Annotated in this window: 12 protein-coding genes; 4 read left to right on the forward strand and 8 right to left on the reverse strand. The window is 56.0% G+C overall.

Annotation, left to right across the window (positions count from 1 at the left end; all coding sequences use genetic code 11):
* Positions 1–316: 316 nt before the first annotated feature.
* The 7 genes from zwf to RBB82_RS02690 form a co-directional block, all read right to left on the reverse strand.
* Positions 317–1,723, reverse strand: a complete 1,407-nt coding sequence (gene zwf, locus RBB82_RS02660; RefSeq protein WP_433973576.1) for a glucose-6-phosphate dehydrogenase — start codon at positions 1,721–1,723, stop codon at positions 317–319.
* Between the two features lie 24 nt (positions 1,724–1,747).
* Entirely contained in the window at positions 1,748–2,770 is a 1,023-nt protein-coding gene (gnd, locus tag RBB82_RS02665; protein WP_433973577.1) for a phosphogluconate dehydrogenase (NAD(+)-dependent, decarboxylating), read from the reverse strand.
* Between the two features lie 82 nt (positions 2,771–2,852).
* The gene (pgi, locus tag RBB82_RS02670; protein WP_433973578.1) at positions 2,853–4,487 is read right to left on the reverse strand and encodes a glucose-6-phosphate isomerase; all 1,635 of its coding nucleotides are present in this window, start codon (positions 4,485–4,487) and stop codon (positions 2,853–2,855) included.
* 324 nt (positions 4,488–4,811) lie between these two features.
* A complete protein-coding gene (gene glmM / locus RBB82_RS02675) occupies positions 4,812–6,158 on the reverse strand; it encodes a phosphoglucosamine mutase (RefSeq protein WP_433973579.1) in 1,347 nt (448 codons plus the stop codon).
* Entirely contained in the window at positions 6,155–7,786 is a 1,632-nt protein-coding gene (gene xseA, locus RBB82_RS02680; RefSeq protein WP_433973580.1) for an exodeoxyribonuclease VII large subunit, read from the reverse strand. Before xseA ends, glmM begins: the two co-directional genes overlap by 4 nt.
* A gap of 19 nt (positions 7,787–7,805) precedes the next feature.
* Positions 7,806–8,030 (reverse strand): DUF2905 family protein, encoded by a 225-nt coding sequence (locus RBB82_RS02685; RefSeq protein ID WP_433973581.1) that lies wholly within the window; start codon positions 8,028–8,030, stop codon positions 7,806–7,808.
* 14 nt (positions 8,031–8,044) lie between these two features.
* Entirely contained in the window at positions 8,045–8,416 is a 372-nt protein-coding gene (locus RBB82_RS02690) for a response regulator (RefSeq protein WP_433973582.1), read from the reverse strand.
* Between the two features lie 410 nt (positions 8,417–8,826).
* On the opposite strand from RBB82_RS02690, the gene RBB82_RS02695 reads away from it, so the two are divergent.
* Positions 8,827–9,858, forward strand: coding sequence for a potassium channel family protein (locus RBB82_RS02695; RefSeq protein ID WP_433973584.1), 1,032 nt, complete (start codon positions 8,827–8,829; stop codon positions 9,856–9,858).
* 98 nt (positions 9,859–9,956) lie between these two features.
* Here RBB82_RS02695 and RBB82_RS02700 read toward each other — a convergent pair whose 3' ends face one another.
* On the reverse strand, positions 9,957–10,688 hold the full coding sequence (locus RBB82_RS02700; protein WP_433973585.1) for a tetratricopeptide repeat protein: 732 nt from the start codon (positions 10,686–10,688) through the stop codon (positions 9,957–9,959).
* A gap of 179 nt (positions 10,689–10,867) precedes the next feature.
* Between RBB82_RS02700 and RBB82_RS02705 the strand changes: the two genes are divergently transcribed.
* The 3 genes from RBB82_RS02705 to RBB82_RS02715 all read left to right on the forward strand — a co-directional run bounded on the left by RBB82_RS02705 (position 10,868) and on the right by RBB82_RS02715 (position 14,746).
* Positions 10,868–12,727: a phosphoenolpyruvate carboxykinase (GTP) gene (locus RBB82_RS02705; RefSeq protein ID WP_433973586.1), complete on the forward strand. Its 1,860-nt coding sequence runs from the start codon at positions 10,868–10,870 to the stop codon at positions 12,725–12,727.
* An 86-nt stretch (positions 12,728–12,813) separates the two neighbouring features.
* Positions 12,814–13,257: a potassium channel family protein gene (locus RBB82_RS02710; RefSeq protein WP_433973587.1), complete on the forward strand. Its 444-nt coding sequence runs from the start codon at positions 12,814–12,816 to the stop codon at positions 13,255–13,257.
* A gap of 706 nt (positions 13,258–13,963) precedes the next feature.
* Positions 13,964–14,746 (forward strand): HugZ family protein, encoded by a 783-nt coding sequence (locus RBB82_RS02715; RefSeq protein ID WP_433973588.1) that lies wholly within the window; start codon positions 13,964–13,966, stop codon positions 14,744–14,746.
* The last annotated feature ends 222 nt before the right edge of the window (positions 14,747–14,968 follow it).

Here is a 14,968-nt window from a genome sequence, read left to right on the forward strand (position 1 = left end):
TACCGCAAAGTCCTGTCAAGGCCCCAAACTGCGAAAACCAGCGCCAATCCTGCACTTTCGCATTGCGTATGAGTTATGCTCCAACCGCTATACTTAATACAGATCAAAAAAACCCGGCTTAGGCCGGGTTTTCTCACTTCAGGGCTGGAAGGATAACTCATTTAGAAACTCATATTTACCTCTAAGCGACGTCGAATCAACACTTTGCAGCCTGCGGAAAACGTAAATCGTTAGAAAGAAGCGACTTATCTATACCACTCCCCGGGGGGTGGTGGAGCCCCCTCAGCCTAAGGAGCAGACTAACGAGAATGTCCTGCTAGCGCTTGACGATCCGGAAGTCCGGCGGCTCATCCCCGGAAGGGGTATCCCATCCGCAGCACGGGATGATGGTCTCCCCAGCCTCTTTTGGCCCCCACGTATGTGGCTCGTACACGTAGACCGGTGTGTTCTCCTTCAAAACGGGATCGACGATCCGCCAGGCCTCTTCAACGTAGTCCTGCCGTGCAAACAGAGTGGCATCGCCAGCCATCGCGTCCGTCAGAACCCGCTCGTATGCCTCCATCTCTTCGGGCGAAGGATGGCGGCTCGCGACAAGTTCTACAGCCTCGCGACTGCTGCCTCCATGCTCGGCGGTGACTGAAACAGACATCGCAACCGTCATCTCGGGACTAATGCGGAAGCGCATATAGTTCTGCGGTATGTCCGGCTCGGTAATGTTGGTCGTCGGTGGCTTGCGGAACGTAGCCAGCACCTCCATGCACGTCACCGGAAGATTCTTTCCGGCGCGGATGTAGAAAGGAACTCCCTGCCACCGCCAGGAATTAATCGCCAATTCAAGCGCCGCAAAGGTCTCTACCTTCGAGTCGGGAGCAACACCCTTCTCGTCCAGGTATCCCTTAAACTGCCCCCGAACCAGGTGCTTCGCCGTCAAAGGAGGAATCGCCTTCAGCACCTTCACCTTTTCATCACGCATGGATTCGGCATCGCCTCGTGCCGGACACTCCATCGCAAGGTTGCACAACACTTGAAAGATATGGTTCTGAATCACATCGCGAATGCAGCCCGTCTGGTCATAGAACCCCCCGCGCCCCTGCACCCCAAAGTCCTCCGCCATCGTGAACTGAACACTTTCAATGTAGTCACGATTCCAGAGCGGCTCAAGAAACGTATTAGAGAACCGAAACGAGACCATATTGTGAACCGGCCCCTTCGCCAGATAGTGATCGATCCGAAAGATCGAAGACTCTGGAAAAGCCGACAGCAGGATCCGATTCAGCTCCTGAGCCGAAGCCAGATCGTGACCGAACGGCTTCTCCACGATCATGCGAGCACCCTTAGCCGAACCGGACTTCACAAGCTGTTCAACGACCGTCTCAAACAGTGAAGGAGGAATCGCGAGATAGTGAGCAGGATGCTCAGCCGAGCCCAGCGCCTGACGCACCGCAACGAACGTCGATGGATCAACGTAGTCGCCATCAACGTAACGCAGCAGCAACTGCAGCTTCGCCCACGCTACATCGTCAAGACCACCATGCTGTTCGAGACTATCCTTGGCGCGGGCCTTGAACTGGTCGAGATTCCAACCAGCCTTAGCCACACCAATAACCGGAACATTCAGCGTCCCACGCTTGATCATCGCCTGAAGCGCAGGAAAAATCTTCTTATAGGCAAGATCGCCGGTCGCACCAAAGAACACAAGAGCATCGGACTGAATTTGACTCACGAGTTCGCTCCTTCTAATCAGAGTTTATTTAGTCGCTGGCTTCTCAAGATGTCCGCCAAAGGCAAATCGCATCGCAGACAACAGCTTGTCCGAGAAGTCAGCCTCGCCTCGCGAGCTGAACCGCGAATAAAGCGCCGTCGTCAACACTGGAGTTGGAACACCCTCATCGATCCCAGCCTTGATCGTCCAGCGACCTTCGCCCGAATCCGAAACTCGCCCGCCGAACTGAGTCAGTTCAGAATCTTCGATCAACGCCGACGCGGTCAAATCCAGCAACCATGAAGCGATCACGCTTCCGCGACGCCAAACCTCAGCAACATCCGGAAGATTGAAGTCATACGAATAGTGCTCTGGATCACGAAGCGGAGTCGTCTCAGCATCGACCTCATGCGTGTGCTTACCAATGTTGGCTGCTTTGATCACACCCAAACCCTCGGCATAAGCCGCCATCATTCCATACTCAATTCCGTTATGCACCATCTTGACGAAGTGGCCGCCACCGCTCTCTCCGCAGTGCAGATACCCCTCCTCCGCGGTCCCGCCAACGTTCTCGCGGCCCGGAGTCTTCGCGACGTCACCAACGCCAGGAGCAATCGTCTTGAAGATTGGGTCCAGATGCTCCACAACGGACTTCGGACCGCCAATCATCATGCAATACCCGCGCTCCAGACCCCACACGCCCCCGCTCGTGCCCACATCCACATAGCGAATGCCCTTAGGTGCAAGCTCCTTCGATCGCCGAATATCATCGATGTAATATGAGTTTCCACCGTCGATCAATATGTCGTCTGGCTCCAGATGAGGAACCAACTTAGCGATCGTCTGATCAACAAATCCCGCAGGAATCATCAACCAGATCGCACGCGGCTTGGAGAGCTTACTCACGAAGTCCTCAAGCGAAGACGATCCCGTGATTCCCTTCTCCTTGCCCATCTCTTCAACAACCTTCGGCGACATGTCGAAGACAACGCACTCATGGCCGTTCTTCGCCAACCGCCGAACCATGTTGGCTCCCATTCTGCCCAGGCCTACCATTCCAAGTTGCATCGATTGCCTCGCTTTCAAATAGTCTGCTTGTTCGTTGGACATCGAAGGTGGCACAAACTTCGCTCACACACTAGCTGCTCGGTTACTTGTTCTTTCTATATCTCCGAATCAAATTGGTGGTCGACGTATCGTGTGTCAGAGCAGGCTCTGTCGCGCTCTCCAACTCACCGATAATCTTCTGCGCCAGCACCTTGCCTAGTTCAACGCCCCACTGATCGAACGAATCGATGCTCCAGATCGTTCCTTGCGTGAACACAGCGTGCTCGTAAAGTGCAATCAGTTTGCCCAGAACTTCAGGAGTCAGATGATCCGCAAGAATCGTATTCGACGGACGATTTCCTTCAAACACGCGATGCGGAACCAGCCAATCCGGCGTCCCCTCTGCCTTCACCTGTTCCGCAGTCTTTCCGAAAGCCAGCGCCTCAGCCTGCGCGAAGACATTAGCCATCAGCATGTCATGATGCCGGCCCAACGGATTTAAGGTCTTGTAAAACCCAATAAAGTCGCACGGAATTAGCCGCGTGCCCTGATGTATGAGTTGATAGAAGGAGTGCTGCCCATTGGTTCCCGGTTCGCCCCAATAGATTGGCCCGGTCTCAGTGGCAACATGAGTTCCATCAAGCGTTACGTGCTTACCGTTGCTCTCCATGGTTAGCTGCTGGAGATACGCGGGAAACCGTTTCAGATATTGCTCATATGGCAGAACGGCAACGGTCTGCGCATCGAAGAAGTCGGTATACCACACCGTCAAAAGACCCAACAAAACCGGAAGATTGCTCGCGAACGGCGCAGTGCGAAAGTGCTCATCCATCTGATGGAAACCGCCCAGCATCGCGCGAAAGTTATCCGGACCGATCGCCAGCATCGTCGACAATCCGATCGCTGAATCCATCGAGTAGCGGCCACCCACCCAGTCCCAGAACTCGAACATATTCGCTGTATCGATGCCAAACTTTTCTACTTCCTTGGCGTTGGTTGAGATTGCGACAAAGTGCTTCGCTACTGCCTTCTCATCGCCCCCTAGCCCAGCGAGCGACCAATCGCGTGCCGAGTGAGCATTGGTCATCGTCTCGAGCGTCGTGAAGGTCTTTGAGGCAACGAGGAAGAGCGTCTCGTCCGCGTTGAGATCCTGCACCGCCTCGGCAAAGTCCGTTCCATCAACGTTCGAGACAAAGCGAAAAGTGATGTCACGCTGGCTGTAATGCTTGAGTGCTTCATAAGCCATCACCGGACCAAGATCCGAGCCGCCAATACCGATATTGATGACGTTACGAATCCGCTTTCCCGTGTGCCCTTTCCACGCCCCACTACGGACGCGGTCCGCGAATCCAGCCATCTTCTCCAACACAACGTGAACCGCCGGTACTACATCTTCCCCATCAACAAGGATCTTCTCGCCTTTGGGCGCACGCAAAGCAACGTGCAACACGGCGCGATTCTCCGTAATGTTGATCTTCTCCCCGCTAAACATCGCATCAATCCGGGCTTTTAAACCTGATTCCTCCGCCAACTGGATCAAAAGCTTCAGCGTTTGGTCTGTAATTCGATTCTTTGAATAATCAAGGAAGATTCCTGCGGCCTCGAGCGTGTAACGCTCACCACGTGCCGGATCGTCCGAAAATAACTGCTTGATTGGGGTATCGTGAATCTGCTCGTAATGAGCTTCGAGTGCCTTCCATGCCGGACGCCCACTCAGAGTCGTCAATTTCGTCGTCATCTGCATGCTCCTTGATTCTCTTTTATCTCCGTAACCAAACTACCATCCATTCGACCGTGTCCAACCAAGGTCATGACAGGAGCATGGCTAACAATTGTCCCTATGATGATTTTGACGGCCCGATCGATCTGCGGAAAGAGCAATTGATATGAATTTATATCCTTTTGATGGACGATGGCCTCCTCCATCTCGTCCTTACGGCGAGCGAATAACGAGAACCAAGAATATGCTCTCCGAACGGGCCCGAGATCATTTACATAGGAACATCTGAAACCTATTACGCTAAAGCCAAATCACCGCTACAGCAACAACGATACAAATGCCCTAAGTTCCAAGTTCGGATTGGATAGCAGCAGCAATAGCCCCGGCATGAAGCCGCATCAATGCCTCTGATTCGGCTTCGATCATAACGCGAGCCAGTGCTTCGGTTCCACTGTACCGGATGACGACTCGGCCGGAATCAGCAAGTTCGGCCTCTGCGGCGCGAATCGCTGCAGCAACGGCAGGAATCCCCTCCAACGGTCTCTTCTCCCGCACTTTGACGTTGACGATCACCTGTGGGAAGACCTTAAGGTCCGCAACCAGTTGAGCAAGAGACTTGCCACTCCGATGGACGACATCCAACAAAAGCAAAGCGGTAAGCAAACCGTCACCGGTCGTACTTCGCCCCGAAAAGATGATGTGCCCCGATTGCTCTCCGCCGAGAGCTGCGCCGGTGTTGATCATCTGCTCCAGTACATACTTGTCGCCGACTGCCGCCCGCAACATCTCAATACCACTCCGCTTGAGCGCCGCTTCGAGCCCCATGTTGGACATCGTGGTCGCAACAACGGTTGAGTTCGTGAGAAGCCCACGTGCTTGCAAATCACGAGCCGCAAGCAGCAACACAGCGTCACCATTGACGACACAGCCATGCTCATCCGAAAAAAGAGCACGGTCCGCGTCGCCATCAAAGGTAATCCCAATGGATGCCTGGCAGCTCTTTACCTGCAGCGCGACAACCTCTGGGTGCAACGCCCCACACGCCTCATTGATATTGCGACCGTCCGGACTTGCATGGGTAATAACAACTTCGCCTCCGAGGCTGGAAAACAACTGAGGAGCAACTGACGAGGCAGCTCCATTCGCGCAGTCAATAACAATACGTCTTCCATCGAGCGAAAGACCAGGAACGGCGTCGAGCAGGAAGCGAACGTACTCAGCACGATCGGCCTCGTTGACGGCTGGTGCGACGGTCTGCGGAGGCATCGCCTTCGCGCCCTCAAGTTTACGGAAGATCTCCTCTTCAATCTCCATCTCAACGGCGTCGGGGAGCTTGTACCCATCTGGGCCAAAGAGCTTGATACCGTTGTCCTGCCACGGATTGTGCGAAGCCGAGATGACTACACCGGCAGCAAAGCCGTGAGTCTTTGTGAGGAATGCAATGGCCGGAGTCGTAATCACGCCGGCGCTTTCAACCGACGCTCCCCCTTCAGTGAGCCCTGCAGTCAACGTTGCAGCGATCCATTCGCTGGACTCGCGAGTGTCCATACCGAGCAGAACACGTGGGGAGGGAGTCTTGATCGAAAGCGTATGGGCCAAGGCAAGCCCAATAGCGTAGATGGTAGGTGCATCCAAAGGCGACTGTCCGGCGATGGCACGAATACCATCGGTTCCAAAGAGCTTCTTCATGAATTGCGTGTCTCCGTTACGTCGGTTTCCTCTATCTGCGTGGCAGTCACTTCTGCTTCGAGTGTTCCAGTAGCAAGCCGGGCGCGAATCGTGTGGCCCATAACAGTATCTGCGGCCGAACGCAGTAACGTGCCGTCGGCATCATAGACGAGGGCATAACCTCGCGACAGCACAGCGAGGGGCGACAAGGCTCCAAGTCTCGCAGAGGCGTGGTTCAAACGGGTCCGTCGGCCCACGATGATCTGATTTGGAGTGCCTTGCAGCCGTTGAGCGACACTCTGCAGCCGACGATGGGTCATAGCGATGCGAACCGCAATGTCCTGCCGGTGAAGGCGCTCCGAGATAAACGCGACTCGTTGAGAGGGCACACGCAGTCGACGGCGTGCAGCCCCGTCGAGACGGAGCCGAAGCTCGTCGAGTCTTTGGTCGCGGCGATTGACTCCGTCACGCAGACGAGTAAGCACAGACTCAGAAGAAAGCTGCGCATACCGGTGCCGCGCCTGCATCAGATGGAAGCGTCCGGCTCGCTGTACCCTCGCGGCCAGCGCTGCAACCCGCTCTTCAATCTGATGTTGAGCACCAGTGACCAACTCTGCCGCGGCCGACGGGGTCGGGGCGCGAAGATCGGCGACGAAATCCGCGATCGTGAAATCGGTCTCATGCCCGACAGCCGAGACGATGGGAAGTTCGGATGCAGCGATAACGCGGGCTAGCGTTTCGTCGTTGAACCCAGCGAGATCTTCCGTAGAGCCGCCCCCTCTCGCGAGAATAATGACGTCGACCAACGAAGGATTGGCATTAAACCAACGAACTCCCGCCGCAACGGTGGCTGAGTTGGCTGAGCCTTGCATCGTCGCTGGGTATATCAGCAGATCGAGCCGTGCATGACGACGCCGAATGATGGTAACGATGTCCCGAATCACCGCGCCAGTCGGCGAAGTGATGATACCGATGCACTTTGGAAATGCCGGGAGCGGGCGTTTGCGCGATACGTCGAAGAGACCTTCAGCGAGCAAGCGGCTCTTGAGTTGCTCGAAAGCAAGCTGGAGAGCGCCAGCACCGCGAGGCTCCATTGTCTCGCCAATAAGTTGTACCTGGCCTCGGCTCTCGTAAACCGACATGCGACCGCGAACCAAGACAGCAAGGCCATCCTTTGGGCGAAATCGCAGTAACAGCGCTTGACGACGAAACAGGACGACTGGCAACTGCGCGTCGCCATCTTTAAGCGTGAAGTAGATATGACCGGAGGGGGCCAGCCGAAAGTTAGATATCTCGCCCTCGACCCAAAGATCGATGTAGGTCGTCTCAACATACTGCCGAAGGTTGGTAATCAGTTCATGAACGCTCCAGATGCGTCGCTCCATGGAAACGCCAGTCGTCTGACTGAAAGAATCTTCGCTGGCTGATCTCGTTGATCTGCCAGGAGCAAACGGAACATCCTGTGATGAAACGTCAGGAAGATCATTCTCCACCAAGGTACGGAAAAGTTCCGCCTGGAAGATCGAATCCGAAGTAGGAGAAGAGACGGCTAAGCGCTTTCCGACACGAGGTTTGCCTCGCCGTGCACGCAGGCTCGCCAAGGTCTGCGAGTTGTCTTCCTTCTCGGACATCCTGCCTGAGTCTAGCATCGTGATGCAGCATTCCGAGCTAGTGCCGCATACGGCCGATGATCCACAACAACACGCTCAGTACCACGCTGACCAGGATTGAAGTCGCGAGCGGAAATGAGACGGACCAACCACGACCACGCCAGTTCAGGTCGCCGGGAAGACGGCCGATAGGAAGATTAAAGTGCTTGAGCCCGACAAGAACAACACCTGCCAAAACCAGCAAAATACCAAGAAAAATAAGCGTTCGGCCGAGATCGTACATTGCTAGACCATCTTCTAGGCAGTGGCCAGCAGCGCAGCAGCTTCACGGAGAAGGTCCAGCGGCTGACACGGTTTAGTGAGGATACCCACAGGCCGCGACAGCTTCCGGGACCGCTCACGGACACTCTGCAGGTTGGAATAAAAGCCGGTTAGCACCAGGATGCGGCAACCCGGCAACTCCCGTGTCACGTCGTCTACCAGGGAAAGACCATCTCGACCCGGCATACTGACGTCGCAAAGAAGCAGGTTCGGTGAAAATTCACGCGAACACTCAAGCCCCTGGTCTGCTGAATAAGCCGCTTTAGCCGCAAACCCGCTCTTCTCGAAGATCAACTTCAGCGTGTCAGCAACCAATCGGTCATCATCAACAACCAGAACTCGCTTCATGTATCCCTCACTGTCAATCGTTCAGGTGTGGCTGCGAACACTTCTCTGGTAACTTCAGCCTAGCTCTCAAAAAGCATTTTTGTCGAATCAAAAAATGATGTCTTTTCGCAGGTCAAGTTTTAGACTCACCTATTCCAATAAAAGCGCGAATGCAGAGAGGATTAAGAAGATCTGGGTCGCGTCTTCGTCCGGGAATCGCAACTGGGGCTCTGGTAAGGTTTACGAAAGAACGCTGACTCTGCTTTGACGAGGGAATCTACTTGCACGTCGCCGCTTTCATTGTCGCATTATTTTTTTGCCTTGGGGTAGCGCTCGACGCCTTTCAGACGATCATTCTACCGCGCCGTCCTACGGGTCGGTTTCAGATCACTCGCCTCTTCTTCATAACCACTTGGGCGCCATGGGTTTTGATGGCCGAGCGTGCAAGCGACAAGAAGGTGCGCGAGCAGATCTATAGCGTCTACGGCCCACTTTCGCTTCTTCTTCTTCTGTTGCTCTGGGCACTTCTTCTGATCTTCGGCTTCGGAATGTTTTATTTCTCAATGAGTTCTCCCTTTGGCGACGCCCTGATGGCACACAGCGCCAGCGCCTGGAGCCAGTTCGGCACCGACCTGTACGTCAGCGGCACTACCTTGTTTACCCTTGGTTTAGGAGACGTCGTGCCGCACAGTCGTCTGGCACGGGCGTTGATCATCTTCGAATCCGGCGTCGGACTAGGTTTCGTCGCTCTTGTAATCGGTTACCTCCCAGTGCTGTATCAGGCGTTCTCCCATCGAGAAGTCAGCGTGGCACTACTGGACGCCCGTGCCGGATCCCCACCCAACGCTGGCGAGCTTCTTCGGCGTCATGCCTTTGAAGGTGGCCAGGAAGCACTCTCGGATCTGCTCGCGGAGTGGGAACGCTGGTCAGCAGAGATTTTAGAGTCACACATCTCCTACCCGATTCTCTGCTACTACCGCTCGCAACACGACAATCAGAGTTGGCTATCGGCCCTCGTATCGATACTGGACACCTGCGCCCTGCTGATCTCGGTCGTCGAGGGCACGCCGTCACGACAAGCCCAGTTGACCTTCGTGATGGCGCGACATGCACTCATTGATCTTGGCCATGTCTTCCACATCGAAGAACAAAAGGCCTGGCAACGTCAATCACAACTGGACCGATTGCCGTCGAAAGATTTCTACCGGCTATGCGAAGCCCTTGGGGACCGTCATTTACGACTCTGCGGAGATCCCGCTGCAGCGAAGAGGTTGAACACGATTCGGGCTCTCTACGAACCGCACGCGCTCGTGCTCTCCGAATACCTCAGGATGCCTCTACCGGTCTGGGTCGCACCTCCCAAAGAAAATGATCAGTGGAGCGTTCTGACCAGACTTCGAACGGATGCGGAAGCATCACTCAAAGTTCGAAGCAATCCCTCCGACTCGTACCACGATGAGTAGTTTGTCCCAATAATTTTCGGATAAACGCAACTTCGGGATGCCAAATTAAACCTGGCATCCCGAGTTGAAACAAAATCGATTATTTTCTTACGTTGAAGTTACTGACCGCCAGGAGCGGCTGGTGTGGGGTTCAGCTTTTGTGCAGCCAAAGCGCCAGCAGGCCCCTTGGCGTCTTTGTCCTTGAGCTGAGCATAGATTTTCTTGGCCAGGTCGGGTTTCCCTTCCGTTTCATAAAGCTCAGCCAGCTGCAACTGCGCGAGACCTGCAGGCACTGTGCTGGTTGGCTTCGCCGTCAGCTGGTTATACAGATCAATCGCCTGACTATCGCGGCCCGTCTGGCGATAAAGCTGAGCCAGCGACAAGTTTGCCAACGCAGCGAGATCACCGTTCCACCCACCGGCTACCGTTTTCAGTGTGCTTTCAGCGGTGGCGTTGTTGCCCTGCTCCATGTAGGTGAGGCCACCAAAATAGCGTGCAACTCTTCCATCAGGAGTCATACCGTACTTATCGGCAACGCCCATGAACAAGTCATTAGCAGCCTTGGCGCGCTCCGTAACCGAAGCGTATGTCTTCACGCCGGGAGGCACAGGTTGCCCAGGAGCCGCAAGCGGCGTCTGGTACGCCTGCATCGCAGCACCGAAGGCGACCGACGCCTGGTTTGCCCGGCTGTTATAGAGCAGTACACCGCCAACAACAACCAGGATCGCTGCAAGCACAATCGCACTCGTGACGATTACGGAACGGCGGTTTTCGCTGGCCCACTCGAGGCCATGGTTGGTGGTATCGACGAACTGGTCGTGCTTGAGAGCTTGTTTGGTCTGCTGGTCCACTAGTGTTGTTTTTCCTTTGATCTCGCTGAGCGTTCGCCCTTTGAGAAACTGATTGCGCCGTAGTCACAACGCGGAACTTTAAGTCTATCAGGGCTGGGGAGTCCCTTGCATCTCAGCGTGGGTTGACAGCCTCCGCGTAGAGGCGAAGACTTGTACGCGAAGGAATTTAGCGCCACTTTATGAAGACAGTAACCACCGAAGCCGCAATCGCAACCCCACCAACTATCAACAAGCACCTCATCCGCTGGGTCGAAAAGATGGCAGACCTCACCCAGCCCGACCGCATTCACTGGATTGACGGCTCTCAGGCCGAGTACGACTACCTTTGCGACCAGCTCGTGAACGCTGGAACATTCACCAAACTCGACGAAAAGCTGTGGCCCGGCTGTTTTCTCGCCCGATCAGCTCCAAATGACGTTGCGCGCGTTGAGGATCGTACGTTCATCTGCTCGCTCTCCAAGGACACCGCTGGGCCTACAAACAACTGGGAAGACCCCTACGTCATGCGTAAGAAGCTCAAGCAGCTCTTTCGCGGCAGCATGCGCGGGCGCACCATGTATGTCTTGCCATACTCGATGGGCCCCATCGGCTCGCCCATGTCGCAGATCGGCGTTCAGCTTACCGACTCGGCCTACGCCGTCGTCAACATGCGCATCATGGCTCGAATCGGCGCACCAGTGTTCGCCGAAATTGATAAAGACGAAAAACGCGTCGTCCCCTGCATGCATACGGTCGGTGTTCCGCTGGCGCCCGGCGAGAAAGATGTTCCGTGGCCCTGCAACGACGAGAAGTACATCGTCCACTTCCCTGAAACCCGCGAGATATGGAGCTATGGCTCCGGCTACGGTGGCAACGCGCTCCTCGGCAAAAAATGTTTCGCCCTCCGCATCGCCTCCAACATAGCGCGTGACGAAGGCTGGATGGCCGAGCATATGTTGATCCTCGGTGTTGAGTCACCGAAGCGCACCGACGGCACCACCGAGAAAACCTACGTTGCCGCCGCATTCCCCTCAGCCTGCGGCAAGACCAACTTCGCCATGATGATTCCACCGGCAGGATTCGACGGATGGAAGGTTTGGACCGTCGGCGACGACATCGCCTGGATCAAGCCTGACGCCAGTGGACAGCTACGCGCCATCAACCCGGAGGCAGGTTTCTTCGGGGTCGCTCCTGGGACTAGTGCGAAGACAAATCCCAACGCTATGGCGACGCTGGCGAAGAACACGATATTCACCAATGTGGCGCTCACACCGGATGGTGGCGTCTGGTGGGAGGGCATGACCGACACCCCACCCGCCGAACTCATCGACTGGCGTGGCAATCGGTGGACTCCAGCGATTGCTAAAGAGACCGGCCAACCCGCTGCCCATCCCAACGGCCGCTTCACCGCGCCGGCGCGGCAGTGTCCCACGATCGACCCCGACTGGGAGAATCCGAACGGCGTCCCCATCTCTGCCTTCATCTTCGGCGGTCGCCGTCCAACCACCATGCCGCTCGTCTACCAGGCCTTCAACTGGTCTGCGGGCGTCTACATCGGCGCTACGATGGGCTCAGAGACGACTGCAGCCTCTGCCGGAGCTATCGGCAAGGTGCGGCGCGATCCGATGGCGATGCTGCCCTTCTGCGGCTACCACATGGGCGACTACTTCCGTCACTGGCTCAAGATGCAGCGCAACCTCTCCGCCACGCCCCGCGTCTTCCACGTCAACTGGTTCCGCAAAGCGCCCGACGGCAGCTTCCTCTGGCCCGGCTACAGCGAAAACATGCGCGTCCTCAAGTGGATCGTCGACCGTGTTCGCGGTCGCGCTCTGGGCAAAGAAACTCCCATAGGCTGGACCCCACACTTCGACGACATCAACTGGAAGGGTCTCGACATTCCCCGCGAACAGATGAAGGCCACCTTCGAAACCCTCCAAACCGTCGACCGCGCCCAGTGGAAGCAAGAAGTCATGGGCCACGAAGAGCTCTTCCTCGCTCTCCACGACCATCTCCCCCCCGAGATGATCTACGAGCGCGAACTCCTGATCTGCCGCCTCTAGCAACACAGAGGCGGCAAGTCCTTTACAGCAACAGTCCGAATTTGCCGATAACCCGTGCCGGCTCAGACGGGATGCCAGAGTAAGAAATGCCCTCTATCTTCTTTGCCGCGTTCCTTCTGGCAGCCAGCACTATTTGGATGCACGCTGCAGGCATCTCCTTGCTGTTGCGTTATGCGACGAGGGCGCGTTCCCAACCAACTACTCCTCTCGCCATCAGGAGGGCGCTCCTGCGCATCGTCTGGTGGCTGCTCCTGCTACACCTCGCGGAGATCTCCCTCTGGGCACTCTTCTATCTCTGGCGCGGTTCCCTTCCCGATGCCGAAGCGGCCTTCTACTCCTCCGGAGTTACCTACACGACCATCGGCTATGGCGATATCGTGCTCGCGAAGCCCTTCCGACTCCTCGCGCCGGTCGAAGGCCTCGTCGGCGTCCTCATGTGCGGCTTGTCAATGGGATATTTCTTTGTCGTCGTCAACCGCATCCTTCAGGGGCAACCGCAGGAAAGTCCTACCGCTTCCGGCAGAGATTAAAGAATGCAGTTGCCGTTGCTTCCTTTTGTTGTCATCCCCGAAGGGGATCTGCGTTTGTCGTTATTTGTCTCTTCTTTGTCGTTCACCATCGCAGGTAGGAGTCATCAAATTATGCACACGAGACAAGGCACCCGCGAAGTGGTCTCACGACCATCACTGCCGTATCCTCATCCTGCATACGCCCAAGGCTCCGCGTTCTGCTCCCCACAACTCCTGCATCTCCCGAAAAAGCATCATCTCGACCGAAGCTGTTCACGGTCTCATCGTGAACAGCGCAGTGGAGAGACCCCCGCATTTGTCTTTGCTGTTGCCACTGTCACTGCCTTTGCCTATCTTCGACTCGTCATTCCGCACCCCAATCGAAGGAGCACGAATCGCTTCACATTGCGCATGAACATCCCCACTTCAAAGCTCCCCAAACCTTGTCAAGCCCCACTGAGCACAAAACCCGCGTCAATCCTGCACAAACGCGTTGCGCATTAGTTTCCCTCTATCCTGTAAACTTAAATAATTGAAGAAGCTCCGGCCAACCGGAGCTTCTATCGGTTAACCGCACCACTAACCCCTTTGCCTGGACGAATTTAGCTGTAACCCGTTTGTTATGAAGATTTTGCAACCGGCAGTTTTGCCAAGCTATTCATTCTAGATAATTTAAGCAAGATAACCGGGGGGGCACCCCCCACGAATCGGAAGATCGAGCAGACGAATGTCGAACCAGCACGCAGCACCGTTCAATCCGAATCCGCAGCCTCCTGTTCCCGAACCGACGCACGCCGAGCGTTCGCGAACGTTGATGCACCTGTCGAGCGTTGCCACTCTTTCGACCGTCTCCCGCAAGCAGCCGGGCTTCCCCTTTGGCTCGCTGATGCCATACGCGCTTGATGCGGCAGGCAGGCCGCTGTTCCTGATCAGCACGATGGCAATGCACACCCAGAACTTGAAGGCCGATCCGCGCGCCAGTCTGTTTGTCAGCCAACCTGCAGCCGATGGCGATGTCCTTGGGGCAGCCCGGGTCACCCTGGTGGGCAACGTCACACAGCTCACTGACGAAGAGAAGACCGAAGTTCGTGAGATCTACCTCAAGGCCCATCCGAACAGCCAGTACTGGGTCGACTTCACCGACTTCGCGTTCTTTCGTCTGGAACCGGTGGATGTCTACTACGTGGGCGGCTTCGGCGTTATGGGCTGGGTAACGGCTGCCGACTACGCTGCGGCGGCCCCTGACCCCCTTGCAACGGCCGCGCAGAGCATCCTGGACCACATGAATGCCGACCATAGTGACGCGCTCGTGCTCCTGACCCGCGTCCATGCAAAACTGGAGGCTGAAACCGCCACGATGACCTCGGTTGACCGGCTGGGCTTCCATGTCCGGGTGCTCACGCCGGGAGGGGTCAAAGGGGCTCGAATTCCCTTCCTTCGCGAGGTCTCGACACCCACGGAGACCCGCACCGTTCTTGTAGAAATGGTGAAACAGGCACGGCAGGCATGAGCCGACAAATACCTTGACTCAAATCTGCTTTGACGTTACCTTAAACGAATGGCAAGACTCCCTTCGGGTTGAGTCAGTCATAACGAAGTCCACCCACTTCGTTGCTTTACAGGAATACCCACGCAACAGCCCCCACCGCGCTGCGTGGGTTTCCCTTTTAAGGGCTTAGCTAATTAGCGAGTCAACCCATCGGCATGTCAGCAGACCGCACGCCAGCGTTCC

Origin of the sequence: Tunturiibacter lichenicola (assembly GCF_051013355.1) — a bacterium.
GTDB lineage: Bacteria > Acidobacteriota > Terriglobia > Terriglobales > Acidobacteriaceae > Edaphobacter > Edaphobacter lichenicola_F.

Bases quoted from the DNA above. Each gene is read 5' to 3' on its own strand.
- RBB82_RS02705 (WP_433973586.1), top strand. From the start codon at position 10,868: ATGAAGACAGTAACCACCGAAGCCGCAATCGCAACCCCACCAACTATC.
- RBB82_RS02690 (WP_433973582.1), bottom strand. From the start codon at position 8,416: ATGAAGCGAGTTCTGGTTGTTGATGATGACCGATTGGTTGCTGACACG.
- RBB82_RS02685 (WP_433973581.1), bottom strand. From the start codon at position 8,030: ATGTACGATCTCGGCCGAACGCTTATTTTTCTTGGTATTTTGCTGGTT.
- glmM (WP_433973579.1), bottom strand. From the start codon at position 6,158: ATGAAGAAGCTCTTTGGAACCGATGGTATTCGTGCCATCGCCGGACAG.
- RBB82_RS02710 (WP_433973587.1), top strand. From the start codon at position 12,814: ATGCCCTCTATCTTCTTTGCCGCGTTCCTTCTGGCAGCCAGCACTATT.
- RBB82_RS02715 (WP_433973588.1), top strand. From the start codon at position 13,964: ATGTCGAACCAGCACGCAGCACCGTTCAATCCGAATCCGCAGCCTCCT.
- xseA (WP_433973580.1), bottom strand. From the start codon at position 7,786: ATGCTAGACTCAGGCAGGATGTCCGAGAAGGAAGACAACTCGCAGACC.
- RBB82_RS02695 (WP_433973584.1), top strand. From the start codon at position 8,827: ATGGCCGAGCGTGCAAGCGACAAGAAGGTGCGCGAGCAGATCTATAGC.
- gnd (WP_433973577.1), bottom strand. From the start codon at position 2,770: ATGCAACTTGGAATGGTAGGCCTGGGCAGAATGGGAGCCAACATGGTT.
- pgi (WP_433973578.1), bottom strand. From the start codon at position 4,487: ATGACGACGAAATTGACGACTCTGAGTGGGCGTCCGGCATGGAAGGCA.